The organism is Mycobacterium sp. DL440 (assembly GCF_011745145.1).
Classification (GTDB): domain Bacteria; phylum Actinomycetota; class Actinomycetes; order Mycobacteriales; family Mycobacteriaceae; genus Mycobacterium.
Window position 1 is genome coordinate 2,856,700 of the sequence record NZ_CP050191.1, and the last position, 25,826, is coordinate 2,882,525.

The 25,826-nt window shown below is 67.2% G+C and carries 28 protein-coding genes, 1 tRNA gene and 1 other RNA gene; 14 read left to right on the forward strand and 16 right to left on the reverse strand.

Going from position 1 to position 25,826, the window contains the following annotated elements:
- Positions 1-846, forward strand: coding sequence for a 3-methyl-2-oxobutanoate hydroxymethyltransferase (gene panB / locus HBE63_RS13830; RefSeq protein ID WP_166905252.1), 846 nt, complete (start codon positions 1-3; stop codon positions 844-846).
- Positions 847-859: 13 nt separating this feature from the next.
- On the opposite strand, the gene HBE63_RS13835 is transcribed toward panB, so the two are convergent.
- The gene (locus HBE63_RS13835; RefSeq protein WP_166905253.1) at positions 860-1,291 is read right to left on the reverse strand and encodes a MarR family winged helix-turn-helix transcriptional regulator; all 432 of its coding nucleotides are present in this window, start codon (positions 1,289-1,291) and stop codon (positions 860-862) included.
- A gap of 88 nt (positions 1,292-1,379) precedes the next feature.
- Between HBE63_RS13835 and HBE63_RS13840 the strand changes: the two genes are divergently transcribed.
- Positions 1,380-2,246: an oxidoreductase gene (locus HBE63_RS13840; protein WP_166905254.1), complete on the forward strand. Its 867-nt coding sequence runs from the start codon at positions 1,380-1,382 to the stop codon at positions 2,244-2,246.
- Here the strand turns inward: HBE63_RS13840 and HBE63_RS13845 are convergent.
- Positions 2,243-3,028: an enoyl-CoA hydratase/isomerase family protein gene (locus tag HBE63_RS13845; RefSeq protein ID WP_166905255.1), complete on the reverse strand. Its 786-nt coding sequence runs from the start codon at positions 3,026-3,028 to the stop codon at positions 2,243-2,245. The two genes, HBE63_RS13840 and HBE63_RS13845, sit on opposite strands and share 4 nt — an antisense overlap.
- 10 nt (positions 3,029-3,038) lie before the next feature.
- Positions 3,039-3,737 carry a TetR/AcrR family transcriptional regulator gene (locus HBE63_RS13850; protein ID WP_166905256.1) on the reverse strand — a complete coding sequence of 233 codons (699 nt, stop codon included), beginning with the start codon at positions 3,735-3,737 and terminating at the stop codon, positions 3,039-3,041.
- Between the two features lie 162 nt (positions 3,738-3,899).
- Here HBE63_RS13850 and HBE63_RS13855 point away from each other — a divergent pair, with 162 nt between their 5' ends.
- Positions 3,900-5,396, forward strand: a complete 1,497-nt coding sequence (locus tag HBE63_RS13855) for a CYTH and CHAD domain-containing protein (RefSeq protein ID WP_166905257.1) — start codon at positions 3,900-3,902, stop codon at positions 5,394-5,396.
- A 20-nt stretch (positions 5,397-5,416) separates the two neighbouring features.
- Here the strand turns inward: HBE63_RS13855 and rnpB are convergent.
- Positions 5,417-5,820: RNase P RNA component class A (rnpB, locus tag HBE63_RS13860), an RNA gene on the reverse strand.
- 29 nt (positions 5,821-5,849) lie between these two features.
- On the opposite strand from rnpB, the gene HBE63_RS13865 reads away from it, so the two are divergent.
- A complete protein-coding gene (locus HBE63_RS13865) occupies positions 5,850-6,302 on the forward strand; it encodes a helix-turn-helix domain-containing protein (protein WP_166905258.1) in 453 nt (150 codons plus the stop codon).
- A 9-nt stretch (positions 6,303-6,311) separates the two neighbouring features.
- On the forward strand, positions 6,312-6,731 hold the full coding sequence (locus HBE63_RS13870) for a VOC family protein (RefSeq protein ID WP_166905259.1): 420 nt from the start codon (positions 6,312-6,314) through the stop codon (positions 6,729-6,731).
- On the opposite strand, the gene HBE63_RS13875 is transcribed toward HBE63_RS13870, so the two are convergent.
- Both HBE63_RS13875 and HBE63_RS31925 read right to left on the reverse strand, forming a co-directional pair.
- Complete coding sequence (locus tag HBE63_RS13875) at positions 6,728-8,017, reverse strand: DUF222 domain-containing protein (RefSeq protein ID WP_166905260.1); 1,290 nt, start codon at positions 8,015-8,017, stop codon at positions 6,728-6,730. The two genes, HBE63_RS13870 and HBE63_RS13875, sit on opposite strands and share 4 nt — an antisense overlap.
- A 35-nt stretch (positions 8,018-8,052) precedes the next feature.
- On the reverse strand, positions 8,053-9,606 hold the full coding sequence (locus HBE63_RS31925; RefSeq protein WP_166905261.1) for an FAD-dependent oxidoreductase: 1,554 nt from the start codon (positions 9,604-9,606) through the stop codon (positions 8,053-8,055).
- Between the two features lie 48 nt (positions 9,607-9,654).
- Here HBE63_RS31925 and HBE63_RS13885 point away from each other — a divergent pair, with 48 nt between their 5' ends.
- Entirely contained in the window at positions 9,655-10,236 is a 582-nt protein-coding gene (locus HBE63_RS13885) for a helix-turn-helix domain-containing protein (RefSeq protein WP_166905262.1), read from the forward strand.
- Between the two features lies 1 nt (position 10,237).
- On the opposite strand, the gene HBE63_RS13890 is transcribed toward HBE63_RS13885, so the two are convergent.
- Genes HBE63_RS13890 through cobC form a run of 4 tightly spaced genes read right to left on the reverse strand, consistent with a single transcriptional unit; the run spans position 10,238 to position 14,207 of the window.
- Positions 10,238-11,335, reverse strand: a complete 1,098-nt coding sequence (locus HBE63_RS13890) for a bifunctional RNase H/acid phosphatase (RefSeq protein WP_166905263.1) — start codon at positions 11,333-11,335, stop codon at positions 10,238-10,240.
- A complete protein-coding gene (locus tag HBE63_RS13895; RefSeq protein ID WP_166905264.1) occupies positions 11,332-12,060 on the reverse strand; it encodes a zinc ribbon domain-containing protein in 729 nt (242 codons plus the stop codon). Before HBE63_RS13895 ends, HBE63_RS13890 begins: the two co-directional genes overlap by 4 nt.
- A 54-nt stretch (positions 12,061-12,114) precedes the next feature.
- A complete protein-coding gene (locus tag HBE63_RS13900) occupies positions 12,115-13,248 on the reverse strand; it encodes a Nif3-like dinuclear metal center hexameric protein (RefSeq protein WP_166905265.1) in 1,134 nt (377 codons plus the stop codon).
- A complete protein-coding gene (gene cobC, locus HBE63_RS13905; protein WP_243858724.1) occupies positions 13,245-14,207 on the reverse strand; it encodes an Rv2231c family pyridoxal phosphate-dependent protein CobC in 963 nt (320 codons plus the stop codon). The genes HBE63_RS13900 and cobC overlap by 4 nt, the downstream gene beginning before the upstream one ends.
- Positions 14,208-14,366: 159 nt before the next feature.
- Between cobC and HBE63_RS13910 the strand changes: the two genes are divergently transcribed.
- From HBE63_RS13910 to HBE63_RS13920, 3 genes are read left to right on the forward strand one after another with little or no spacing between them, the layout of a single operon-like run.
- Positions 14,367-15,044 carry an HAD-IA family hydrolase gene (locus HBE63_RS13910; RefSeq protein WP_166905267.1) on the forward strand — a complete coding sequence of 226 codons (678 nt, stop codon included), beginning with the start codon at positions 14,367-14,369 and terminating at the stop codon, positions 15,042-15,044.
- On the forward strand, positions 15,037-15,540 hold the full coding sequence (locus HBE63_RS13915) for a low molecular weight protein-tyrosine-phosphatase (RefSeq protein WP_166905268.1): 504 nt from the start codon (positions 15,037-15,039) through the stop codon (positions 15,538-15,540). The genes HBE63_RS13910 and HBE63_RS13915 overlap by 8 nt, the downstream gene beginning before the upstream one ends.
- Complete coding sequence (locus HBE63_RS13920) at positions 15,540-16,370, forward strand: SURF1 family protein (protein ID WP_166905269.1); 831 nt, start codon at positions 15,540-15,542, stop codon at positions 16,368-16,370. The genes HBE63_RS13915 and HBE63_RS13920 overlap by 1 nt, the downstream gene beginning before the upstream one ends.
- Here HBE63_RS13920 and HBE63_RS13925 read toward each other — a convergent pair.
- Entirely contained in the window at positions 16,324-17,298 is a 975-nt protein-coding gene (locus tag HBE63_RS13925; protein WP_166905270.1) for a cobalamin biosynthesis protein, read from the reverse strand. The genes HBE63_RS13920 and HBE63_RS13925 overlap by 47 nt on opposite strands.
- A 36-nt stretch (positions 17,299-17,334) precedes the next feature.
- On the opposite strand from HBE63_RS13925, the gene HBE63_RS13930 reads away from it, so the two are divergent.
- The 3 genes from HBE63_RS13930 to HBE63_RS13940 all read left to right on the forward strand — a co-directional run bounded on the left by HBE63_RS13930 (position 17,335) and on the right by HBE63_RS13940 (position 19,993).
- A complete protein-coding gene (locus tag HBE63_RS13930) occupies positions 17,335-18,162 on the forward strand; it encodes an oxygenase MpaB family protein (RefSeq protein WP_166905271.1) in 828 nt (275 codons plus the stop codon).
- 118 nt (positions 18,163-18,280) lie between these two features.
- Complete coding sequence (locus HBE63_RS13935; protein ID WP_166905272.1) at positions 18,281-18,784, forward strand: hypothetical protein; 504 nt, start codon at positions 18,281-18,283, stop codon at positions 18,782-18,784.
- Between the two features lie 435 nt (positions 18,785-19,219).
- A complete protein-coding gene (locus tag HBE63_RS13940; protein ID WP_208301367.1) occupies positions 19,220-19,993 on the forward strand; it encodes a response regulator transcription factor in 774 nt (257 codons plus the stop codon).
- 31 nt (positions 19,994-20,024) lie between these two features.
- Here HBE63_RS13940 and HBE63_RS13945 read toward each other — a convergent pair whose 3' ends face one another.
- On the reverse strand, positions 20,025-22,256 hold the full coding sequence (locus tag HBE63_RS13945; protein WP_371815031.1) for a SulP family inorganic anion transporter: 2,232 nt from the start codon (positions 22,254-22,256) through the stop codon (positions 20,025-20,027).
- Between the two features lie 353 nt (positions 22,257-22,609).
- Here HBE63_RS13945 and HBE63_RS13950 point away from each other — a divergent pair, with 353 nt between their 5' ends.
- Together HBE63_RS13950 and HBE63_RS13955 are read left to right on the forward strand one after the other, a co-directional pair.
- Positions 22,610-23,380: a response regulator transcription factor gene (locus tag HBE63_RS13950; RefSeq protein WP_166905274.1), complete on the forward strand. Its 771-nt coding sequence runs from the start codon at positions 22,610-22,612 to the stop codon at positions 23,378-23,380.
- A 248-nt stretch (positions 23,381-23,628) separates the two neighbouring features.
- Complete coding sequence (locus HBE63_RS13955) at positions 23,629-23,925, forward strand: hypothetical protein (RefSeq protein WP_243858640.1); 297 nt, start codon at positions 23,629-23,631, stop codon at positions 23,923-23,925.
- Positions 23,926-23,959: 34 nt separating this feature from the next.
- Here HBE63_RS13955 and HBE63_RS13960 read toward each other — a convergent pair.
- The 4 genes from HBE63_RS13960 to HBE63_RS13975 form a co-directional block, all read right to left on the reverse strand.
- Positions 23,960-24,034 (reverse strand) — tRNA-Val (locus HBE63_RS13960).
- Positions 24,035-24,076: 42 nt separating this feature from the next.
- Positions 24,077-24,538, reverse strand: coding sequence for a peroxiredoxin (locus tag HBE63_RS13965; RefSeq protein WP_166905275.1), 462 nt, complete (start codon positions 24,536-24,538; stop codon positions 24,077-24,079).
- Positions 24,538-24,972, reverse strand: coding sequence for a DUF3052 domain-containing protein (locus HBE63_RS13970; protein WP_166905276.1), 435 nt, complete (start codon positions 24,970-24,972; stop codon positions 24,538-24,540). Before HBE63_RS13970 ends, HBE63_RS13965 begins: the two co-directional genes overlap by 1 nt.
- Before the next feature lie 148 nt (positions 24,973-25,120).
- Positions 25,121-25,693 carry a hypothetical protein gene (locus HBE63_RS13975; protein WP_243858642.1) on the reverse strand — a complete coding sequence of 191 codons (573 nt, stop codon included), beginning with the start codon at positions 25,691-25,693 and terminating at the stop codon, positions 25,121-25,123.
- Between the last annotated feature and the right edge of the window lie 133 nt (positions 25,694-25,826).

Genomic DNA, 25,826 nt, shown 5'->3' on the forward strand with positions numbered 1-25,826 from the left:
ATGTCTGAACAATCTGTTTATGGTGCTTCCGATTCGGTCGAAGCCAAGCCCCGCACCAAGGTCCGCACGCTCACACTGCAGAAGTGGAAGTCCGAAGGCCACAAGTGGGCGATGCTCACCTGTTACGACTACTCCAGCGCGCGGGTGTTCGACGAGGCCGAGATTCCGGTACTGCTCGTCGGCGACTCCGCCGCGAACGTGGTCTACGGCTACGACACCACCGTGCCGATCTCCATCGATGAGCTGATCCCGTTGGCCCGCGCGGTCGTCAAGGGCGCCCCGCACGCCCTGGTGATCGCCGATCTGCCGTTCGGCAGCTACGAGTCCAGCCCGCAGCAGGCGCTGGCCACCGCCACCCGTTTCATGAAGGAGACCGGCGCACAGGCGATCAAGCTCGAGGGCGGTGAGCGGATGGCCGATCAGATCGCGACACTGTCCGCCGCGGGCATCCCGGTGGTGGCGCACATCGGCTTCACGCCGCAGAGCGTCAACGGGCTGGGCGGGTTCCGCGTGCAGGGCCGCGGTGATGCCGCCGATCAGACGATCCACGATGCGATCGCCGTGCAGGAAGCCGGCGCGATCGCGGTGGTGCTGGAGATGGTGCCGGCCGAGTTGGCCACTCAGATCACCGGCAAGCTGACCATCCCCACGGTCGGCATCGGCGCCGGCCCCAACTGCGATGCCCAGGTGCTGGTCTGGCAGGACATGGCCGGGCTCACCAGCGGCAAGACCGCCAAGTTCGTCAGGCGTTTCGGTGACGTGGGCGGCGAATTGCACCGTGCGGCAGCGCAGTACGCCCACGACGTGGCGACCGGGGTGTTCCCGGCCGAGGAGCACAGCTACTGATCTTGCTTCGGCGTCAGGCGAGCGCGTCGCCGAGTTTCTTGAGTAACTCGGTGAGCGCTCGCCTTTCGTCGTCGGTGAGGCCGGCAAACATTTCTTGTGCGGCGGCGGCGTAGTCGGCCCGCCAACGTCGGGCTTGTGCGCCCCCCTCGTCGGTGGTCGTCAATCGCACTGCCCGACGGTCGTTTTCGTCGGGCGCGCGGGCCACCAGGCCTTCCCGTACCAACGCTTCGACCAGGGTTGACGCGGTGGCTTGGGTGACGCCGACCGCTCGCGCCACCTCCGCTGACCGGACCGGCTGCAGCCGCTCGATCTCGGCGAGGAGCTTGGACCGCGGTGTCGAGACGCCACGATCGCCGAGGCGCTCGTCGAAAGCTCGGACAACGGATTTGGCGGCCCGGCCGAAGGCGTCGGCAAGTTCCGCAGCGGTCCGTTGGTCGTCGTCCACGACGTTCTCCTCCGATTTGGTTGACAGAGAATATCAGGGTACATATAGTTCGATCTCATATAGTTAGAGATCTAATGAAAGGCTGGCCATGGCCCCCTCCCCGCAGACATTCTCGTTAGGCTCCCAGTCCGTCCGGCGAGTCGGATTCGGCGCCATGCAGTTGCCCGGGCCCGGGGTGTTCGGACCGCCGCGCGACCATGACCAGGCCATCTCCGTCCTGCGGCGTGCCGTCGAGGCCGGCGTCGATCACATCGACACCGCCCAGATCTACGGGCCGAACATCGCCAACCAGCTCATCCGGGAGGCGCTGTACCCCTACCCGGAAAACCTGGCCTTGGTCAGCAAGGTCGGCGGCAAGCGCGACGAGGCGGCCAACTGGCTTCCTGCGCAGCAGCCCGATGAATTACGCCGCGACCTGGAAGAGAACCTGCGCACCCTCGACGTGGACCGCCTCGCCGCAGTGAATCTGCGTATGTTCGGGGCCGACGCCGGGGCCCCCGGCGACGTCGACCATGACCTGTTCGAACAGCAACTGCAGACCATGATCGCCGCGCGCGACGAAGGCCTGATCGCCGGGATCGGACTCAGCAACATCTCCCGCGAGCACCTGGAGATCGCGCTCGGAGCCACCGAGATCGTCTGCGTGCAGAACGCCTACAACCTCGCCGACCGCACCTCGCAGCCCGTGCTCGACCTGTGCATCGAACGCAACATCGCCTTCGTCCCGTTCTTTCCGCTGGGTTCGGCGTTCGCACCGGACAATCCGGTCCTTGGCCATCCGGCAATCCGGCAAGTCGCCACCGAACTGGGACGCACGCCGGCGCAGATTGCCTTGGCGTGGACCCTGAACGTGGCGCCGAACATCCTGCTGATTCCCGGTACCTCCTCCCTTGCTCACCTGGAGGAGAACCTGGCCGTCGCCGACATCGAACTGCCGGCAGATCTCGCGGTCTAGGCGAATTCGGCCTTGCGCTTGGCCAGGAACGCGTCGACGCCCTCGCGACCGTCGGCGGAGTTGGCCCGCTCGGCGATGAACCGGGCTTCGGCCGCCATCTGCTCTTCGAGGCTGTTCTTGAACGAGGACACCAGCAGGGACTTGACCGCGCCGTTGGATCCGCCGGAACCTGCCGCCACCTGCTCAGCCAGTTTCGTGGCCCGGGCAGCGAGCTCGTCGCCGGCGACCACCTCGGTGACCAGTCCCCACTCCTGCGCCTCGGCGGCCGAGAGCGTGCGGTTGGTGAGGATGAGCTCCTGTGCCCGACGCAGTCCGACCAGTCGCGGCAGGTGGTAGGACGCGCTGCCGTCGGGACTCAGGCCCACCTTGGTGTAGGCCATCGTGAAGGTGGCGGATTCTGCGGCCAGGACCAGGTCGCCGGTCACCCCAAGGCTGAACCCGGCGCCGGCCGCGGTGCCGTTGACCGCGGTGATCAACACGGCATCCATCCGGGCGAACGACGAGATGGCCTGGTGCAGATCGTCGGCGACGCCCTTGATGAAGCGGCCGCGGTCGGGTGCGGTGGCGAACGACTTCAGATCGCCGCCGGCGCAGAAGAACCGGCCCGCGCCGGTCAGCACCACGGCTTTGGTGGCGGGCGTGTCGCAGCGCCGGGCGGCGTCGGCCAGTTCGCGAGTCATGGTGTCGTTCATGCCATTCGCGGCGTCCGGGCGGTTCAGCGTGATGCGCGCGACGGCGCCGGACTGCTCGAACAAGATGGCTTCATAGCTGGGCTCGGTCACGCCCCGAACTCTAGCGGCCCGGGGTTGGCGGCGGTCGCACGCCCAGCCGGGCCGCGGTGGCACTCACGAGTGGGCCGAAATCGCCGTGGAATCCGAGGATCCGAAGCGCCCCGTCCGCGATCACCCAGGGCTGCGCCGGCGTGCCCTCGATATCGTCGGAGCGGGTGTTGACCACCGATTCCACCAACCGGAACGGCAGGTCGGCAGCAGCGGTCGGACCACCGCACTCGGCGATCACCGCCTCAGACAGCCTGCGGTAAACCTCGCGAAGGTCGGCGCGCCGGCGCCGAAACGGGTCGAACCGGTCGGTGCGGAGCTCGGGAAGCAGATAGAGGGCGCCCAGGTTCCACCGGCCGGCGCACAGCTGGCGAGCATCGGCGACGGCGAGGGTGTGCAGGTGCTGGGCCGCCGGGCCCGCGCTGTCGAGCAGTTCGGTGCCCAGATGCAGGGCCGCATCGACCGTGCCGGCCAGCAACGCGTCGAGGATGTCGTCCTTGGTGGCGAAATGGTGATACAGCGAGGCCTGTCGCACACCCACCTCGTCGGCGATCCGCCGGGTCGAGGTGCTGGCATACCCGTGGTTGGTGAACAGCTCGGCGGCCGCGTCGAGGATCTGTTCGCGGGCGGTGGCCCCCGGGCGACGTGGCCGCGTCAGACGTGGGCGTCCACGCCCTGCGGCGGTGTTCGCCGGTGTCGTCTCAGCCGCCATGCCAGCAACACTAGGAGACGCCCTCGGACCTGACCGGCAGCGCGGGGTGACAGCGGCAAGTCTTGATGCGGCTGTGACCAAGACACCGGTCGTGGCGTCTGCCCGGATGTGGCACGCTGGTGCCATCCAATCCCCCGCCTCCGGTGCACAGCGAAGGTGACTATGGCCCCCGGCAAGCCCAAGACCGCCAGGTACACCGAAATCGAGCGGAAGTTCGCGGTCACCGAGAGCACCGTCTCGCCGTCGTTCGAGGGATTGTCGACCGTCGTCGAGGTCGCACGCACCCCAACCCAGCACCTGGACGCGGTGTACTTCGACACCCCGGATCGCGACCTATCCGCGCACCGCATCACGTTGCGGCGCCGCACCGGCGGCAGTGACGCAGGCTGGCACTTGAAGCTTCCGGCTGGGGTCGACACCCGCACCGAGGTTCGCACGCCTCTAGGCGCCGGAACCGACACGGTGCCCGAGGATCTGCGCGACATCGTGCTGGCGATCGTCCGGGATCGTCCGCTGGCCCCGGTGGCCCGGATCAGCACCGAACGCAACGTCGAAGTACTGCACGGGGCCGACGGCGTTGCGCTGGCCGAGTTCTGCGATGACCGGGTGACCGCATCGGCCACCGGGCAGGGGGCCGATCAACAGAGCTGGCGGGAGTGGGAGTTGGAGCTGCTCACCGCCGATGTACCCGATGACCTGATGGATCGGCTGTCGAATCGCTTGGCGGATGCCGGAGCAGCGCCGGCCGGGCACGGTTCGAAACTGGCCAAGGTGCTCGGCACCGATCAGGCCCCGACCCCGACTCCCCCGGCCGATCCGGTGCACCGAGCCATCGCCGAGCAGATCGACGAATTGCTGGTGTGGGACCGGGCGGTGCGCGCGGACGCCTACGACTCGGTGCATCAGATGCGGGTGGCGACCCGCAAGATCCGCAGCCTGCTGCAGGAATCCAAGGACTCGTTCGGACTGGACGACGACGGCTGGGTGCTCGACGAGCTGCGGGCGTTGGCCGCGGTGCTCGGGGTGGCCCGCGATGCCGAGGTGCTGGGCGAGCGCTACCAGCGCGCACTCGACGAGATGCCCGCCGAGCTGGTCCGGGGCCCGGTGCGCCAGCGACTCGTTGAGGGCGCCAACCGCCGCTACACCGCGGGCTGGCGTCGCTCCCTGCTGGCGATGCGGTCGCCGCGCTACTTCCGCCTGCTGGACGAACTGGAGGAGTTGGTCAGCGCCGAAAAGCCGAAATCCGCGGACGCCACTGCGCCTTCGGTGACCATCGACGCCGCGTACAAGCGGGTTCGCAAGGCCGCCAAGACTGCCGCGGCGGTGACGGCCGACGATGCCAGCGCCGAGGAAAAGGACGAAGCGCTGCACCGGATTCGTAAGGGCGCCAAGCGGCTTCGTTACACCGCGGCGGCCACCGGGGCCGACAAGGTGTCCGATCGGGCGAAGAGCATCCAGACCCTGCTGGGCGATCACCAGGACAGCGTGGTGAGCAAGGCCCACCTGAGTACCCAGGCCGATGCCGCACACGCCGCCGGTGAGGACACCTTCACGTACGGCCTGCTCTATCAACAGGAGCACGACACCGCCCAGCAGTCCCGGGCGTTGCTGGACCACGCGCTGAAGAAGCTGGCCAAGGCGGTGCGCAAGGCCCACTAGGGACCGGTTGCAGGCTGGGGCGAACGAGTTGGCCTGTAAGCCGGATTCTGTGCCAGCCCTCCCGTTACCAGGAGGGCCAGTGGCGACCATCCATCTGGGCACACCGTCGCCGGGTGCCTCGAGCGGCCTACCCGCAGGCTCGGGCGAGCAGCCCTCGAACGCCTGCGCGGCCGCAACCAGGTTGCGGCCTTCTTGGCCTTGCTTCGGGTGGGGTTTGCCTAGCCACCCCGGTCACCCGGGGTGCTGGTGCGCTCTTACCGCACCGTTTCACCCTTACCCCCGTGCCTCAAGGGCTCGGGTGGCGGTCTGTTTTCTGTGGCACTTTCCCGCGAGTCGCCTCGGATTGCCGTTAGCAATCACCCTGCTCTGTGAAGTCCGGACTTTCCTCGACACCCGAGGGTGCCGCGGCCGCCCGGCCAACTCGTTCGCGCTGATCACCATAACCTCAAACGCATGGCTCAGGTGCCACCGGCACGATATTTGCTCCGCGCGAAGGATCTGGCGGATGCCCGCTACGCGGATCCGATCACCGTCGACGACCTCGCCGCGGAGGCCGGCTTGTCCCGCGCACATTTCAGCCGCATGTTCACCCGCGCCTTCGGTGAGTCCCCGCGCGCCTATCTGCAGACGCGGCGTCTCGAGCGGGCCGCCGCGCTATTGCACAACACTGACCGTTCGGTGGCCGACATCTGCGTGATGGTCGGCCTGCAGAGCGTCGGCTCGTTCACCACCAGCTTCGCGCGGGCGTACGGCAAGCCTCCGGCGGCGTACCGCGCCAGCCTGCCGCCGGCGATGCTCCGCGCTCCGGTGCCCAGTTGCATCCTGGCGCGGGATACCCGGCGTTCCCATCTCCGCCGCGCCAAGACAGCACAAACGGAGAAGACGGCCGGGCCGGACCGAACGTAGCGTCGGCTCATGATGAAAATCGCGTACACGCATCTGTGGGTCCACGACCAGGAAGTCGCACTGAAGTTCTGGACCGAGAAGGTCGGAATGGAAGTGCGCGAAGATGTTTCGTTCCCGGAGGAGATGGGCGACTTCCGGTGGGTCACCGTCGGCCCACCCGGACAGGACGATGTCGGCATCGTGCTGATGGCCGTTCCCGGGCAGCCCGTGATGGATGAATCCACGCGCAAACAGGTGTTGGACCTGACCGCAAAGGGCTTCGCCGGCACGGTGTTTCTGACCACCGAGAACTGCCAGAAGAGCTACGAGGAGCTGAGCGCCCGCGGCGTCGAGTTCACCGAGCCGCCGAATCAGATGCCCTACGGCATCGACTCGGGCTTCCGTGACCCGTCGGGCAACAGCATCCGGCTGACCCAGCGCACCGACTAAGCAGCCAGAGCGCATCTACCGAATTCGATGGCCAGTCGTAGTTCGGTGACGCATTCATATAGTTCGACGGGCCCGGGTGGTGGCGGCGCGGTGGAGCGGTACCGCGCACCGGTAGGAGTCACGAATTCAGCTGTGTGCACACCGTTCTCGTCACGGGCCGCCACCTTCCATCCGGGTGATTCCTTGACGTAGTTGCACCGCTCGCATTCGCCGAGACCGTTCAGTGCACTGGTGGGACCGCCCCGGGCATGCGGTTGGGCGTGGTCGTGATGGCGGATCGGCGCATCGCAGTACGGAGTCCTGCAGGTCTGATCCCGCAATCCGATGAATTGCGCCAGCCCCTGGGGGAACAACCGCGATCGTGACTCCATCGCCACCAGCGCACCGGACTCCGGATTCCGGTAGAGCCGCCGCAGCGTGGCTCGCGAACGCTCGTCGGCCACCGCATCGCTCACCAGGTTTCGGGCCACGGTCGCGGGCACCGGGCCGTAGCCCTCGACCACTGCCGGACTTTCGTCGTCTCCGACCAGAGTCTGATCGGAGAGCACCAGGTTTACTGCGACCGGCTCAGGCACCTCGGCGGGCCGGCCGGTCACCCGCTCTGCCACGGTGTCGGCCATCACCTGCCCGCGAGTCCGACCGTCGAACGTCGTGTCAGCGCTCCGCTTGAGCGCCGCGTACACGCCAACACCCTTCTGCACGGGTAGCAGCACCGTCAGCCGCGCCATGCAGTCCGGCGCCGGCCGGATCCAGACATTTCGATCCTCGGCCGCTGTCGCCGCCCGGTCGACGACAGCCTGCGGATCCAGGCGATAGGCAATCTTCTTCGCCTCCGCCTCGATCCGCTTGTCGCCCATACCGTCCAGCTTCGTGACGTCGGCGCACATCTCGGCATCCAACGCGCGCCGATCCTCCACGGACAGGCATGCCGACTCCCGCACAATCAACGTGGCCCGCCACTCCGACAACACCCCGGTCTCCAGCGCCCAGAGCGTGTGCGGCATCTCGTACACCAGCGCCTTGGCGAACCCGAGATGCCGGCTCCCCCGGTTCGGCGAGTCATGGCGGGCCAGCGCGACCTCCGAAGCCACCCCGCGGCCCCGTTTGGCGCTCGGCACCCCTGCCGCCATCGCGTCGGCCCGGCGCTTGGCGTCCAACAAGGCCGCGCACCGGGCCTGCCCGGCGGCCGCCGCCGACTTCGCGCGCTCGAGTTCCTCGATACGCCGATGCAGCATCGCCTCGTCAGCGTCCGGGTTGACCTGTGACAACCCCGCCATATCGAACATACTTGCGATAGTACTCAGCGCGCCGACAAGTTGATTCAGCCCAGACGACGCAGCACCATCACATTGTCGATCAGGGTGCCGTGCTGCCCGTCCGGGCCGGTCGCCTCCCGCTCGTCGGTACCCACCCGGATACGTTCCCATTGCGCGTCATCGAGGTTCATCGAGTCGACGACGTCCTCGGCGCTGGGGAATGGGAACTTCCGGACGTGCTCGGGGGCCCAGGGTGGCGCGGCCCCGTGGTCGACGATGACCAGTAGGCCTCCGGGCGCCACAGCACCGGCGGCACGACGCAGCAATCCGGCGCGGTCCATCGCGATGGGCGACTGCAGGAACTGGGCCGAGACCAGGTCAAAGCGACCGTCCGGGACACTCTCGGACAGGTCGTGGCGTTCGAACGTGATCTGCTCTGCCACGCCCCGCTCCTGCGCTTCGGCTGCAGCCCGCGCGAGCGCGGTCTCCGACACGTCGACGGCGGTGACCCGCCACCCGTTTTCGGCCAGCCACACGGCGTCGCCCCCTTCGCCGCAGCCAAGATCCAGCGCGGTGCCCGTGGGCAGATCCGCCGCGATCTTCGCCAGCTGGGCGTTGACCCGTCCGCTCCAGATACGGCCGCGCTGCCCGTAGTGCCGCTCCCAGTACTGGGCGGTGACGGCCGTTTGCGCGGGCCAGGGTGGTACCGGAAGCCCGACGTCTTCGCCGAGCAGATGCTGCACGACGGCTGCGCCGGCCTGACTGCCCGACGCTACTGCCGCGGCCACCTGCGGCAGCTGGGCGCTCAGGTCGCCCGCGGCGAACAGGCCCGGCACCGAGGTGCGGGTGAACGGGTCGACGACGAGGGCGTCCGCAGCGATCGGCCCGGGTGCCGAGACGGCGCCGAGCTGCGCGGCCAGCGGTGAGCGCTGGTACAGCGTGGCGGCAACGAGCGCGCCACGCCTGGCCAGCCGGGTGCCGTCGGTGAACTCCACGGCCGCCAGATCGCCGCCCTGAGCGACGAATCGGGCTATCGGGCGCTCGTCCACGCCGATTCCGGCCGCGTCCAACTGCTTGGCCTGTGCTTCGTCCAGCCCTCCGTCGCCATTGGTCAGCACCACCAGGTCGTCGGTCCAGCCGCGCATCATCAACGCCGAGTGCACGGCGCGGTCACCCTGGGCGATCACGGCGACCGGCGCATCACGCATCTCCCAGCCGTGGCAGAACGGGCAGTGGAAAACCGATCCGCCCCACAGGCCTTCGAGCCCGGCGATGTCGGGCGAGCGGTACTCCATGCCGGTGGCCAGCAGCACTGTCCGAGCCTCTTCGTGGGTTCCGTCGGCCAGCTCGAGCGCGAAACCAGCCTCCCCGCGCACGACTTCGCCGGTACGCACCTCCACTGTGGGGTAGCCCGCCAATTCGGCGCGGCCGGCCGCATAGAGGTCCGCGGGCGGACGGCCGTCGCTGCCCAGCAGGCCGCCGATTCCGGGTGCGGCCAGGTTGCTCTGATTCCCCGCGTCGACCAGCAGTACGCGTCGACGGGCCCGGCCCAGTACCAGCGCCGCACTCAAACCGGCCGCCCCGCCGCCGACGATGACGCAATCCCAAACTTTCTCCATGCCTTTCAGCTTGCCCAATCACATGGCAAAGTGCCAAGCTAATTTGCCATGGAGGCAAACGCGGTCGAACCCGCCGACATCGACGCCCTGGTCCGGAGCCGGCTTCGTGAGTTGCGGACCCAACGCGGGCTCACCCTGGAAGACGTCGCGCGCCGCGCACAGATCGACGTCTCCACGCTGAGCCGGCTGGAATCCGGCAAGCGCCGACTGGCACTGGACCACCTGCCCAGGCTTGCCGGTGCGCTGTCGGTGACCACCGACGAGTTGCTGCGAGCGCCGCAGACCGAGGACCCCCGGGTCACCGGCAGCTCACACACCCACCACGACATCACCTACTGGCCGCTGACCCGGCAGGGCCCGGCGGCCGGGTTGCACGCCTACAAGGTCCGGATCAGCGCCAAACGGCGCAAACCTCCCGCCGAATTCCCCGTCCACGAGGGACGCGACTGGATGTACGTGCTCTCCGGACAACTGCGACTGATCCTGGGCGAACAGGATTTCGTCGTCAATCCCGGTGAGGCCGTGGAATTCTCGACCTGGACCCCGCACTGGTTCGGGGCAGTCGACGGCCCGGTCGAGGCGATCACCATCTTCGGCCCGCACGGCGAGCAACTACACCTGCACGCCTGACCTACAGGTAGGCGGTCTGGTTCACCAACCGCACCGAGGAGCCTCCGTCGGCATAGAACTCGGCGATCGACAGCGAAGCCAGATCCAGGTGCAGCCGGTACAGGATGCCCTCGCCCGCATCGAGTGCCAATCGGAGGATCGTCTTGATCGGGGTCACGTGCGAGACCACCAGAACCGTTGCCGCACCGTGCTCGGCGATGATTCGGTCGCGAGCGCGACCGACCCGGCGCGCCACCGCATCGAAACTTTCGCCACCGGGCGGCTCGACGCTGGTGTCACGAAGCCACCGCCGGTGCAGTTCCGGATCCCGTTGCGCGGCTTCGGCGAACGTCAGTCCTTCCCACTCACCGAAGTCCGTCTCGATCAGGTCATCGTCGACACGGACATCGATGCCCAGCGCCTTGGCGGCCGCCGCAGCCGTCTCATACGCCCGCCCCAACGGCGAGCTGACCACCGCCGCGACGCCCCCGCGTGCGCCCAGATACCGCGCGGCGGCGTCGGCCTGCCTGCGCCCCTCTTCGGTCAGCACCGGATTGCCGCGCCCCGAATAGCGCCGGGCGATGGACAATTCGGTCTGGCCGTGGCGCAGCAGCAACAGCCGGGTCGGGGCTCCGGTGGCACCGGTCCAGCCAGGTGCCGACAGCGCGGCCTTCTCGGCCTCGGCGGGCTTCTCGGCAGCTTGTTCGCTGACGATCCCCGCCGCCGCGTCCATGGCTTCGTTGGCCAGCCTGTCGGCATGGCTGTTGCGTTCCCGCGGAATCCACGTGTAGCTGACCTGCTCGAAACCCGCGGCCAACTCGGCGGCCCGGCGCTGCAGAGGAATCAGGTCAGGATGTTTGACCTTCCAGCGCCCCGACATCTGTTCCACGACGAGCTTGGAATCCATCGACACCGCCACCTGGGCAGCGCCCAACTCGGCGGCGGCCTCCAAACCGGCGATCAGGCCGCGGTATTCGGCGACGTTGTTGGTGGCCCGGCCGATCGCCTCTTTGCGTTCGGCCAGGACTGCGACGTGCTCGGCATCGAACACCACCGCGCCGCAGCCCGCCGGACCGGGATTTCCCCGGGACCCCCCGTCCGCTTCGACGAGAACCTTCACTGCTTGAACCGCAAGAGGATTGCCCCGCACTCGGGGCAGCGCAGCACGTCATCTTCGGCGGCCGCGGCGATCCGGGCACTCTCGCCGCGGTCGATCTCGATCCGGCAGGCACCGCAGCGCCGGCCCTGCAGCAGTCCGGCCCCCGCCCCGCCGCGGGACCGCTGGCGTTCGTAGAGATCGACGAGTTCAGGATCGATCAGACCTACCAGGCCTTTGCGGCGGGTCACCGCCTGATGCTTGGCCTGGTCGATCTCCGCCAGTGCGGCGTCGCGGGCCTGCTGTGCCGCCGACAGCGCGGCCTGCAGGTCATCGATGCGCTGCAACGCCTCGGCCTGCTGTCCCGCCAGTTCCTCGCGGCGCTCCATGAGCTCCAGCAGCGAATCTTCCAGGCTGGATTGCCTGCGCTGCAAGGTTTCCACCTCATGCTGGATCTCGGCGACCTGCTTGGCGCCCACCGTGCCGCCGTCAATCAGCTTGCGGTCGCGGTCCTCACGCTGACGGACCGAGTCGATCTCGCTTTCGAGCTTGGTCACCTGGGCTTCCAGGTCTTCCAGGGCGATGCCCAGAACGCCCACCCCGTCGCCGGCGGCGGCGTGCTCGGCCTGCGCCTCGTCCATCTTCTGCTGTTCGGCCAGGTGCTTGGCGCGGTGCTCGATGCGCCCGAGTTCGGCATCGACCTCGGTCAGTGCGAGAAGCGAACGTTGTTGTTTTACTTCGGCTTTCATGCCCTGACTTTCATGTAGCTATGGGATTCTTCTGTGTTCATACGTTTACTGCGGTCAGCACTCGACGTTCCACGGGTCGGTGCGCACCGAGGAAACCCGCACGGCAAGCGCGTCACCGAACTGCCCGCGCAGCACAGCGGCCGCCTGGGCGCACCAAGGGAACTCGGTGGCCCAGTGCGCCACATCGACAAGCGCGACCGGTGAGGCGCGTCGGTGCTCATCGGCAGGATGGTGCCGTAGATCCGACGTGACGTAAGCCTGTACGTCGGCGCGGGCCACCGTACCCAGCAGTGAGTCGCCCGCTCCCCCGCACACCGCGACCCGCGACACCATGGCGTCGGCTTCTCCCGAGGTCCGCACCCCCCACGAAGTGGCCGGCAGCGCGGCCCGTACCCGGGATGCGAAGGCCGACAACGGCTCTGGCCGGTCCAATTGGCCGATCCGGCCGATTCCCACATCACCGGGGATGGGAGCCAGCGCGATGATGTCGAAGGCGGGTTCCTCATAGGGATGGGCAGCCCGCAGGGCGGACAGGATGGTGGCGCGTAGACGCGAGGGCGCGATCACCTCCACCCGGTCCTCGGCCACCTGCTCGACGGTGCCCACCTCGCCGATGGCCGGGGCGGCCCCGTCGTGCGGCAGGAACTGCCCGGTACCGGGCACGCTCCAACTGCAGTGCGAATAGTCGCCGATGCGCCCCGCCCCGGCGTCGAACAATGCCTCCCGCACCCGCGCCGCATCCGCAGCCGGCACGAACACCACCCATTTGTCCAGATCGGGCCCCGGCGCCGCCGGCGACAGCACCGTCTCGACGGTCAGGCCCAGCGCCTCGGCCAGCGCGTCGGAAACTCCGGGCGACGCGGCATCGGCGTTGGTGTGGGCGGTGAACAGGGCTCGTCCGGTGCGGATCAGCCGGTGGATCAGGGCGCCCTTGGCGGTGTCGGCGGCCACGGTGTCCACGCCCCGCAGCAGCAGCGGATGGTGGGCCAGCAGCAGACCGCGCTCAGGCACCTCGTCGATCACGGCCGCGGTCGCGTCGACGGCGATCGTCACCGATTCGACGGCTTCGTCGGGGTCGCCGCACACCAACCCGACCGAGTCCCAATCGTGCGCCAGGTGCGGCGGGTACGCCGCGTCCAGCGCCGCGATCACGTCGGCCAATGGCACCCCGGCCGGTCGCGCGCTCATTGCAGCACCTCCGTCATGGCGTCGAGCAGTACTGGCCATTCCGGCCGCACCGCGGCACGCAGATAGTTTTCCGGCAGGCCCACGAAAGTATCGCAGCGGCGTACCGCAATGCCTTTGCTTTCCAGATGTTTCCGCATCAACTCCGCGTCGGGCACGGCGAACAGTACAAATGGCGCCTCGCCGGCCACCACGCCCAGCCCAAGCGCTTCGAGCCCGGCGACCATCGAGGCCTTCAGCCCGGCGAGCCGACGCGCCCCGGCGTCGGCCTCGGCCACCGCTTCGGGACTACTGGCCGCGGCTATGGCCTCCAGTTGCAGGGTTCCCAGTGGCCAGTGCGGGCGCGGCGCGGTGAGCCGGGCAAGCACGTCGGGTGCACCCAGGCCGTATCCCACCCGCAGCCCGGCCAGTGACCAGGTCTTGGTCAGGCTACGCAGCACCAGCACGTCGGGCAGCGATTCGCCGGCCAGCGTCTGGGCCTCGCCGGGAATGCCGTCGGCGAACGCCTCGTCCACCACCACCAGCCGGCCCGGCCGGCGTAGCGCCACAATGTCGTCGACGCGGTGCAGCACGCCGGTCGGATTGGTCGGGTTGCCGACCACGACGAGGTCCGCCTCGTCGGGCACCGCTGCGCCGGCCAGGGTGTAGGGGAACGGCAGCACCACGTGGTGGATCGGCACACCGGCCGCGGCCAGCACGGCTTCGGGTTCGGTGAATGACGGGGCCACGAGCGCGGCCAGGTGTGGCCGCAACCCGGCCAGCAGGGCGAATCCCTCGGCGCCGCCGGCCAGCAGCGCCACCTCGTCCGCACGGCGTCCGTGGCGCGCCGCGACCGCCTCGACGGCACGGCACTGATCGGCGGGGCTCGGGTAGCTGCCCAGGTCGGGCAGTCGGGCGGCCAGCCGGTCGATCAGCCAGACGGGCGGACCACCGGGGCGGACGTTGACCGCGAAGTCCAGCATGCCCGGCAAGGCGGCCTGGTCGCCGTGGTAGCGGGCGCCGGAACGGGCCCGGGCAGGGGTCCCGCCGTGGGGTGGGCAGAGCACAGCACGACCCTAGTGGTCAGAGGCCCTCAACTGGGCATCCGGAGGACTGCCAGCGCCGTACGGGAGAATGGGCACGTGACCGACACGCTGGAACTCACCCGACCGCAGCTGGTGCTCTTCGATCTCGACGGCACCCTGACCGATTCGGCGGCCGGGATCGTGTCGAGCTTCCGCCACGCGCTGACCCACGTCGGCGCCGGAATCCCCGACGGTGACCTGGCCGGACGTATCGTCGGCCCACCCATGCACGAGACGTTGCAGGGGTTGAGTCTGGGCGCGACGAGCTTCGATGCCGACGCCGCGATCGCGGCCTACCGCGCCGATTACACGAGCCGCGGCTGGGCGATGAACAGCCTGTTCGACGGTGTCGAGGCACTGCTGGCAGATCTGCAGGCCGCAGGGGTGCGGCTGGCGGTGGCCACCTCGAAGGCCGAGCCCACCGCGCGCCGCATCCTGGAGCATTTCGGCCTGGGTGGCTACTTCGAGGTGATCGCCGGGGCCAGCCCGGACGGGGTCCGGGCAGCCAAGGCGGACGTGGTCGCCTACGCGCTGGCCCAGTTGCAGCCGCTGCCCCAGCGCGTCCTGATGGTCGGTGACCGGATGCACGACGTCGAGGGCGCGGCCGAGCACGGCATCGACACCGTGGTGGTCGGCTGGGGTTACGGTGCCACCGATTTCACCGGGCCCACCGCGGTGACCGCGCACGCCCACGTCGACACCGTCGCCGCGCTTCGGGAGGTGCTCGGTGTCTGACCTACTGCATGTGACATTCGTGTGCTCGGGCAACATCTGCCGGTCCCCGATGGCCGAGAAGATGTTCGCCCACCAGATCGGTGAGCGGGGCCTGGCCGACGTGGTCCGGGTGAGCAGTGGCGGTACCGGCGGCTGGCACGCCGGCGACGGCGCCGACAGCCGCGCCTGCCTGGTGTTGGGTGAGCGCGGTTATCCCAGCGACCACGTCGCCGCCCAGGTCTGCGATGACCATCTCGGAGCCGACATGGTGGTCGCGCTGGGCCGCAATCACCTGCGCATCCTGACCGATCTGGGCGTGGCGGGCGACCGGCTGCGGATGCTGCGCTCGTTCGACCCCCGCTCAGGCGCACACGCCCTCGACGTGGAGGATCCGTACTACGGCGGCAAGACCGATTTCGAGGATGTGTTCACCGTGATCGAGGCGTCCCTGCCCGGTCTGCACGCCTGGGTCGACGCCGCCTTGGCCGGCCGGGGAATCCGGGGAACGGCAGTCTGATGCGACGCTTGACCTTCCTGCTGCGACCGCAATGGGTGGCATTGTTCATCGTGGTGGCGGCGTTCGCCTACCTGTGTTTCACGGTGCTGGCGCCGTGGCAGCTGGGTAAGAACACCAAGACCTCGCGTGAGAACGACCAGATCTCACATTCGCTGCAGGCCGATCCGGTTCCGGTGACCACCGTTCTGCCACACCAAGATTCGGTCGCACCCGATGCCCAGTGGCAACGGGTCACGGCGACCGGGCACTACCTGCCGAAGTCGGAGGTGCTGGCCCGGCTGCGGGTGGTCGACGGTGAACCCGCCTTCGAGGTCCTCACGCCGTTCGCCGTGGACGGCGGGCCGGTGGTGCTGGTCAATCGCGGCTTCATCACCCCGATCGACGGGAACAAGGTGCCGCAGTTCGCGCCCGCGCCGGACGGCAGGGTGACCATCACTGCCCGGGTACGTGATGCGGAAGCCCTTGTCGTGGGCAAGGAACCGTTCCGGGGCGACGACGGCGCACAGCAGGTGTACTCGATCAACACCGACCAGATCGCCTCGCTGACCGGCGTTGGGCTGGCGGGGTCGTATCTGCAGCTGGTGGCCGGCCAATCCGGCGGTCTCGGGGAGATTTCCCTTCCGCACCTCGACGCCGGACCGTTCCTGTCCTACGGCATCCAGTGGATCGCATTCGGCATCGTCGCCCCGCTCGGAATGGGCTACTTCATCTATGCCGAGTTGCAGCAGCGCCGGCGCGAACGCGCAGCCGCTCAGGCGGCCTCGAAGGAACCGCCCCGGGAGCTCACCGGCGAGGAGAAGATCGCCGACCGCTACGGCAAGCGCCGCTGACCACCACCAGCAGCACCGACACGGCAGCCGCCGAGGCTTGCACCGCGCGCGAGAGTCGCACCGCCCGGGCCACATCCACCACCTCGGGGATGCGACCGTCGCCCAGAGTCGGCCGGATCTCGAGTTGATGCGCGTACTGCGTCGGGCCGCCCAGACGCACCCCGAGCGCGCCGGCGAAGGATGCCTCGGCCACCCCGGCGTTGGGGCTGGGATGGCGGGCCGCGTCGCGCCGCCACGCCCGCAGCGCGGCCCGGGGTGACCCACCCACCGCCGGTGCGCACAGCGCGGCCAGCACTCCGGTCAGCCGGGCCGGCAGATAGTTCAGTACATCGTCGAATCGGGCTGCCGCCCAACCGAAGTAGGCGTACCGCGGTGTCCGGTGCCCGATCATCGCGTCCAGCGTGTTGGCGCCCCGGTACACCAGCACCCCGGGCACCCCGCCGATTGCCGCCCACAACAGCGGCGCCACCTGGGCATCAGACGTGTTCTCGGCCAGCGATTCCACCGTGGCCCGGGTCAGGCCCAAGGCGTCCAGCGCGGCCGGATCCCGCCCGCACAGCGAGGGCAGCAGGGCGCGGGCATCGTCGAGGTCATCGGCCTGCAGCAGCGTCGACATCTGGTGCCCCACCCGGTTGAGCGAGGTTCCGCCGAGCGCGACGTACGTGGCCACCGCGGTCACCCAGATCCGGTCGCCGCGTCCGGCGGCCCAGCCCAGGCCGGCCAGGCCACCGAGCAGCAGCCCGGTGTGCACTGCGCCTGCACCGCGGTTGTCGGCATAGGTCAGCTTTTCCAACCGTGCTGCGCCCGTACCGAACCCGGCCACCGGATGCCCGCGGCGTGGATCGCCCAGCAGCAGGTCGGCCAGGAATCCGAGGCCAATGCCGGCGGCCCGCCGGTGCCAGACCTGCCGGCTTCTACGCGCAAACACCCCGGCAGCGTCTCACAAGGTGGTCTACTCGAAGTCATGAGGCTGGGTCCGCCACGACACCCGCGCCGGGTCACTGATCTGCTCAACCCTGCCGCGGCACTACTGCCCGCGGCAAACGTCATCATGCAGCTGTCCTCCCCCGGTGTCGGTTACGGGGTGCTGGAGAGCCCGGTGGACAGCGGCAACGTCTACAAGCATCCGTTCAAACGGGCCCGCACCACCGGCACCTATCTGGCCGCGGCCACCATGGGCACCGACGCCGACCGCGCGCTGCTGCGCGCGCAGATCGACAAGGTGCACGCGCAAGTCCGCTCACGGGCCTCAAGCCCGGTGTCCTACAACGCTTTCGACCCTCGGCTGCAATTGTGGGTGGCGGCCTGCCTGTACCGCTACTACATCGACATGCACGAATTCCTCTACGGCCCGCTCGACGAGGAATCCGCCGACGCGATCTATGCCGACGCCCGCGCGCTGGGCACCACATTGCAGGTGCGCGACGACATGTGGCCGAAGGACCGGGACGCGTTCGATGCGTACTGGAAGCAGTCGCTGCAGGAACTGCGGATCGACCCACCGGTGCGCGAGCATCTGCACGGGGTAGCCGCGATGGCGTTCCTGCCCGCCCCGCTGCGGCTGCTGGCCGGCCGGTTCAACCTGTTCGCCACCACCGGGTTCCTGCCAGCGGAGTTCCGCAGCCACATGCAGATGCGCTGGACGGCAGATCGGCAGCGGCGCTTCGAGCGACTGCTGACCGGACTGCGGGTCGCCGATCGCGTGATCCCGCACGAGGTGTGGCTGTTGGGTTATCAGATCTATCTGTGGGACATGCGGATCCGTGACCGACTCGGCAAGCGGGTGGTCTGATACCGGCTGAGCCGGCGAAGATGACGTTTCCCGCGCTCGCTCATGTGGCGGTCCTGAACGCGGGTGGTACGGCAGGGTCTCGCCGAGTCCGTGGATATGATCCGACGCGGAGGAACCCTTGAAAGAGCTCATTGCCCCCGTTGCCGCTTCCCTGGCAATCGGTTTCGCGATCGGCGGCCTCCCGTCATCCGGCCCGCCGGTGGCCGCCCCGGAGTCGTCGGCCCCACCGCTGCCTCGACCGGGCCTCTACACCGTCACCGAGACCTCCGCCGACCGTGCGCCGGAACCCTACAACTGGACGTTGTCGGGGTGCGGCCCCCAATGTCTGCGGGTGCTCTCCCCCGCCCCGGAGGGCACCTGGCAGCTGGACCTGGCCTGGGATTCCGCCGCCGATCGGCACCAGGGCGCCTGGGTCGGTGAGCGCGTCAACGCGGGCATGCGGTGCCGGCCTGGCAGCCCCGAGTACAAGACTGGCCCGGTTCCGTTCAAATACGTCATCCGTCGCGATCTCACGGGCTTCGTGAACATGAAGTTCTCCCGGGATAGCCCGTCGTGCCGGGGCGATACCGCCATGCGCGGGCAACGACTCGCGCTGACGCGTGCGAAGGCGGTGTGGTCTTAGGACCAGAACACTTTGAACAGCTCAACGCCTCGTGGACCAGGATCTTTCGAACGAAACCCCATGCACGATACAAAGCCTTGCTCGTGCCAATAACCGGCCTGGCAGCCATCGATGGTGATGTGCTTACATTGTGAACCATTTCTAATGCCGGTAACCGTCCGCGACGGCGGGCGGGAGCCGCCGGACGCCAAGCGCTGTCGACTGTCTGTTTGAGTTGCGGCCCAGCATCTTTGGCCCGATAGGTGTGGAGCGTCCAGAGCATGCCCGCCGGCCGCGCCCGCACCGCTCAGACACAGAGAATTTCAATATGGAAGATATCTGACTGTGTATTGCCAGGCATGTGCGGTCAGTCTTTGAGCACCCACTGGCCCAATTTGAATATGTATTTGGCATGAACCGTGTGACACAAATCTATGCATCTGGACAATGGGTGTTATGGCGGCGATGTCGGTGTCTCCACGTGGACAAGCACCCCGGCAGGCGATGCTCGGTCAGCTACCCCGGATGCATCGTGCTGACGGGTCACCGATCCGGGTGTTGCTGGTCGACGATGAGCCGGCGTTGACCAACCTGGTCACGATGGCACTGCGTTACGAGGGCTGGACCGTCGACGTTGCCCACAACGGCAGCGCCGCAATGGCCATGTTCACCGACACCGCGCCCGACGTCGTCGTGCTGGACATCATGCTGCCCGACATCGACGGGTTGCAGATCTTGCAACAAGTGCGGGCGGCCGAGACATACACACCGACGTTGTTTCTCACCGCGCGTGATTCGGTGGTGGATCGGGTATCGGGGTTGACCGCCGGTGCCGACGACTACATGACCAAGCCGTTCAGTCTGGAGGAACTGGTCGCCCGGCTGCGGGGTCTGCTGCGCCGGTCCAGCCATATTGCACCACCGGTCGATGAGGTGCTGCGAGTCGGCGACATCGTGCTCGACGGCGCCAGCCACGAGGTGACGCGCGACGGTGTGGCGTTGACGCTGACCGTGACCGAGTTCGAACTGCTGCGGTATCTAATGCGTAATCCGCGGCGCGCTCTGAGTCGCGCCGAGATACTCGATCAGGTGTGGAATTACGGTTTCGGCGGCAAATCGGGCATCGTCGACCTCTATATCTCATACCTGCGCAAGAAGGTCGACGCGGGCCAGAAGCCGATGATTCACACCGTGCGCGGTGTCGGATACATGCTGTGCCCCAAGGGATGACGAGGCACGACACGACGGTCCTAGTACACCACTACGGTGGTGCGTGTCCCAGCTCGAATGCGCTCACCTCGGTCGGCGTCACCCGTAGCACCCCCGCGCTCGGGATGTCATAGAACAGCCCGAGAATGTCGAGCCGACCCTGCTCGTGACGCTCGCGCAACAGTGGATGCTCGGTCAGCGTCTGCACCTGCAGCGCAATGTTCACCATGCTCAGCTGATCAACGGGGTCGAACCCTTCGGCGGCTGCCGACTTCGCGATCGGATGGCAGCCACCGTCGAAAGCGGCCAGTGTCGGCCGCGCATACTCCAGCCAGGTGTCGAGCACTTCGTCACCAGTGGAATGCCCTGGGCCATCGCGCAATACCGCGTTCATGGCACCGCAGCTGGAGTGTCCGCACACCACGATCGACGATACGTCGAGGGCCTTCACCGCGAAGGCGATCGCAGCGTCCACCGACACGTCCTGGCGCCCGCTCGGGATGAAGTTACCTACGTTGCGGACGGTGAACAGGTCGCCGGGTCCGCTGCTGGTGATCACGTTGGGCACGATCCGCGAGTCAGCGCATGTGATGAACAGCGTCTCGGGACGCTGTGCGTGCTCCAGCTCTTTCATGTGCGGCCGAATGTAGGGCGCGGTGCGGCGGTGGTAGACCGTCAGTCCGTGCAGCACCGACGGCCGCAGCCGCGGCTGCCAGGAGCTCCAGGGCACCACGCCGGTGCGTTTGTCGATGGAGGTGAATCCGCGCATCGGCGGCCCAGCGACGGCACTGTCCATCTCCACCGCGCCGACATCGTGGATGTCGACGCTGCCGCCAGACGCGACCTGCTGGCGCTGCCAAGAGTCGATGGTCTCGTAACCGGCATGGTCGATGAAGTCAACCGATAACTCGACGGTGACATGCGACCTCTCCGGCACCGACGCCAGCACGCTGTTGAGTCTTGGAAGCGACAGGAAAGTCACCGAACCGTCGATGACGACGCGCCACTCACCGTCGCCGGTCGGATCGGCTGTGATCTTGACGCGCACCACCCGCCAGACGATCAGCGAGACGGCAAGTGCCAGGCCGATCAGCACGCCCTCGAGCAGGTTGAGAAACACCACGCCAACGATCGTCACGAGGTAGACCGCAAGGTCGCCGGTGCGCCAAGCGATCTTGATGTGGGCCCATTTGATCAGTTGTATGCCGATCACGATGAGTAGGCCGGCCAACGCCGACGTCGGTATCAGCTTGGCCAAACCCGCGAACGGCACCGCGAACGCCAGCACCCACACGCCGTGCAAGATGGCCGACGCGCGGGTCTGGGCGCCGGCGGCAACGTTGGTGGAGCTGCGCACGATCACACCGGTCACCGGCAGGCCGCCGATGGAGCCCGACGCAATGTTGGCCACACCCTGACCGAGCAGCTCACGGTCGAAATTGGTGCGCGGAGCGCGGCTTTGCAGGCGGTCTACCGACACTGCGGACAACAGGCTTTCGACGCTGGCGATCAGCGCCACCGTCAGCACGCCCGTGGCGAATACACCCCAATTGCCGTGGGGCAGGTTCGGGAGTTGCAGGGCATCTATCAGCGAGCCGTCGATCCTGATCCGCGAGACATCGAAGGGTGCGACGAGCGAGAGCACGGTGACGCCCAGGATCGCCACGAGCGGTCCGGGCACCACCTTGACCCGCGCGGGTATCCAGCGCCATCCGACGAGGATGCCGATGACGAGCAGGCCGAGAAACGTACCGGGCCCGTGCGCGTCGAGTATCTGCCCGGGCAGTCCGGTGACGTTGCGCCAGGCCGAGCTCGCGGAGTCGCCGCCGAGCAGCACGTGAGTCTGCTGTAAGGCGATCGTGACTCCGATGCCGGCAAGCATCGCGTGTACGACGACCGGCGAGATCGCCAGCGCCGCGCGGGCAATCCGGCTGAGCCCCAGCAAGACCTGGAGCACACCGGCGCAGATGGTGATCGTGCAAGTGACAGCCCAACCGAACTCGGCGACGAGTCCGGCGACGATGACCGTCAGCCCGGCGGCTGGTCCACTCACCTGCAGAGGTGAGCCACCCAGAATGCCCACCACGATGCCGCCGACGATCGCGGCGATGATTCCGGCGAGCACAGGTGCATCGGAGGCAACCGCGATACCCAACGACAACGGCAGCGCGACGAGGAAGACGACGAGCGACGCCGGCAGGTCATAGCGCAGCAGTGAATGCAGACGCGACTGCTCCGACGGGCCAACGGGCTCGTCGGCGGGCCGCTGCGCGGCCGGCGTCAGTCGCTGCTGAATGGCCGGCTCCTTCGGTCAATGGTGAGCGCCGAATCTGACCCGAAACGGCCATGTCGGCGACGACGGCTTTTCGTTGCCGTCGTCGACACCAAAAGAAAGCTGTGCAATATTCACGAACGAATTCACCCGAGGGTGGGCGATCGTCGCTTACCCTGCATTCCACTACCAGGATATTTACCCTTGGAAAGGGGCGTCAAGCAATGCGGGCCGACGCACAGAGAACCCAAATATTTGCGCTTCGAATGTAGTTCGGCGTTTCATTCAACGTATCGCGAGCTGCGCACATTAGGAGTCGATATGACCTCGGTGACAGCGATAGCCGTCGCCAGGAAAATAGAATCATGACGTCGGTATCCGTCAAAGGTGTGGAGCGACCCCACCGGGCAGCCCCCGGTCAGCAGTCGCGCATTCACCGTGCCGACGGTTCGCCCATTCGAGTCCTGCTGGTGGACGATGAGCCGGCGCTGGCCAACCTCGTGAAGATGGCCCTGCACTACGAGGGCTGGGTGACGGAGGTCGCGCGCAACGGCCAGGAAGCTGTCAGAAGTTTCGATGAGACCGACCCAGATCTCGTGGTGCTCGACGTAATGCTGCCCGATATCGACGGCCTGGAGGTTCTGCGACGCGTCCGGGAATCCGCCAGCTACACGCCAACCCTGCTCCTCACTGCGCGCGATTCGGTAATGGACCGCACACCAGGGCTGGCGGCGGGAGCCGATGACTACATGACCAAGCCATTCAGCCTCGAAGAGCTGATGGCGAGGTTGCGCGGCCTGCTGGGCAGGTCCAGTGACGTGGCATCGCCTGAGGTCGAGACGCTACAGGTGGGTGATCTGGTGCTTGACGACGCCAGCCGTGAGGTGTTGCGCGACGGGGCGCCCGTGTCGTTGTCCGCCACCGAATTCGAGCTGCTGCGGTACTTGATGCGCAACCCGCGCCGGGCGCTCAGCCGCGCCGAGATTCTGGACCGGGTGTGGAATTACGGTTACGGCGGCCGGTCGAGCATCGTCGACCTCTACATCTCATATCTGCGGAAGAAGATCGACACCGGCCGTTTGCCGATCATCCACACCGTTCGCGGAGTCGGATACATGCTGCGGCCAGGGGAATGACGGCCTAGAACGTAAATCACCGCCGACTGCTGATGGCGCAAAGATATTACCGTGGCCATTATTTTCACTGCGCCCTCTATGAATTGGCCATTCGTTTCGTATGAATTCTCTGTGGGTGTCGTCCAGTGAAATCATGTGTTTTCGATATGAGGTGGTCGATATCACGTCTATTCAAACCTAGACTGAAGGATATTTCACCTACTGGAAAGGTGGTGTTTCCAATCATGAAAGGACCGCAATATAACCGAGTGAAAGGCGCTGTGGCGATTCTCGGAGGCGCAGCGGCGCTGGGCTTGATGGTGGCCGCTCCCGCGGTCGCCGCACCGTCGAACCCCTCCGCGCAAGAGACCATCGACAAACTTCGGGCCGAGGGCTACAACGTCATCGTGGCCAAGGTCGGCACCGGGTCGTTGGATCAGTGCAACGTCTCCACAGTGCGTCCAGGCCACGACATCAAACACAATTGGATCATCCGTGGTCCCCAGGGTCAGGTAGGCAACCTCACGCGCTACACGACGGTCTACGTCGACCTGCACTGCAAGTGATGACGCCGTCCACCGGACGGGCTGATGATGATCTTGGTGGGCGCGGACGGTATCGAACCGCCGACCGCTGGTGTGTAAAACCAGAGCTCTACCACTGAGCTACGCGCCCCGTCGCAGGCACGGTACACGCCGCAAGGGCGTGACCGGAAATTCAAGCCTGCAATGCCGACAATGCCTCCCGCCACACCGCCTGATCTCGCGCCTGGCCCGGGTCCATCATCTCGGCGAAGCGGATCTGACCGGCCTTGTCGACCACGAAGGTGCCGCGGTTGGGGTAGCCGGCGTCGGAGTTGAACACGCCGTAGGCCTGGGTGACGGCGCCGTGCGGCCAGAAATCCGACAGCACCGGGAACGTGAATCCACTTTCGATGGACCAGATCTTGTGCGTCGGGGGCGGCCCGACCGAGATGGCCAGGGTCGCGGTGTGCTCGTTCTCGTACAGCGGCAGCTTGTCGCGGATCTCGCCGAGTTCGCCTTCGCATACGCCGGTGAACGCCAACGGAAAGAACACCAGCAGCACGTCCTTGGCACCGCGGTACCCGCTGAGGGTGATCGGCCTGCCGTTCTGGTCCCGAAGCGTGAAATCCGGCGCCGGGGTACCGACAGCGAGCACTAACCCCTCTTTCCCGCGGCCTTCGATTTCGGCTGCACCAACCGGCTCGCCGTCCAGTCCCCCAATTTGGCCGACGAGGTCTGCATCAACCCTGCCGTCGGCGCCGATTCGGCGATCTCCGCGGGCTGAACGTGCCCGGGTTTACCGGTCTTGGGAGTCACCACCCAGATCACGCCGTCCTCGGCGAGTGGGGTGATGGCATCCATCAGCCGGTCGACGAGATCCCCGTCGTCGTCCCTCCACCAGAGCAATACGACATCGACTACTTCGTCCGAATCCTCATCAACCAGCTCAGATCCGCACGCTTCTTCGACGTCGGCCCGGATGTCGTCGTCGCTATCCTCGTCCCAACCCAGTTCCTGGACTATCTGATCCTTCTGGATGCCCAGTATGTGGGCGTAGTTCGGGCCTGAGTCCGTCCCCGCCGCGACCACCTTCGGTCCTCCTTAACGTTTCTTCGAGCCTCTTTCAAGACTTTTTCCATCACTCGTTCATCCGCGTGCGCGATGCGTGTTGCGACCTATCGTCGCACGGCGAGGCATCAGCGCGGGTGTCCGGCGGGCCAGTTTGTCCGCTCACCTGTCAGTAAGCCTTGTCGCATCTGGTCAGTGCGTTCTCTCGGGCGGTGTTCGAGCGCTGCGATGCCGAGTTGAACTGGTCCGGGCCGACATGGCCGGAAATGGCGCTGACGAGGACTCTCGCCGAGTCGACCCACTCGGTCAGGGCGGCGTGCAGGTCCGGGGACAGCGCGTCGGACAGGCCGGAACTGACCAGGTCGGCGCTCCGGTTGAGCCCGTCGATCGCGGGGCCGGCCTTGGCCGCGGTGTCGCCACCGTTGTTGACCGCCTCGACGTAGCCGTTGACTGCGTTGACCGCGTCGACGGCAGAGGTGCTGAGGTCCTCGCACACGGTGTGCACGGCACGCGTGGTCAATGAGGCCTGGCGCTCGGATTCTCGGGTCACCGAGCTCGCCGAGGACTCTTCGATGGACGCCTTCACCGACGCCCGGTAATCGGGGGCCGCGGCGGAATCGACCTGTGCGGTACCGCCGGTAACGGACGTACAACCCACCACGACCATCGCGATCACTGCGGCGCCACCGAGTGCGCACGCGACGATCCTCGCCTTTGCCCCAAACCGCCCATCAACCGGCACGATCTGCAGACGTTACCGGTTCACAAAGCAACCGATGGGTAACTTGCGCACCGCCACCCCCAGCGGCACGAAGGCGGCAAGATGGGGGGACGATAGAAGGTGCCACAAGCACTGTCAGTTGTTACCGCCTAAC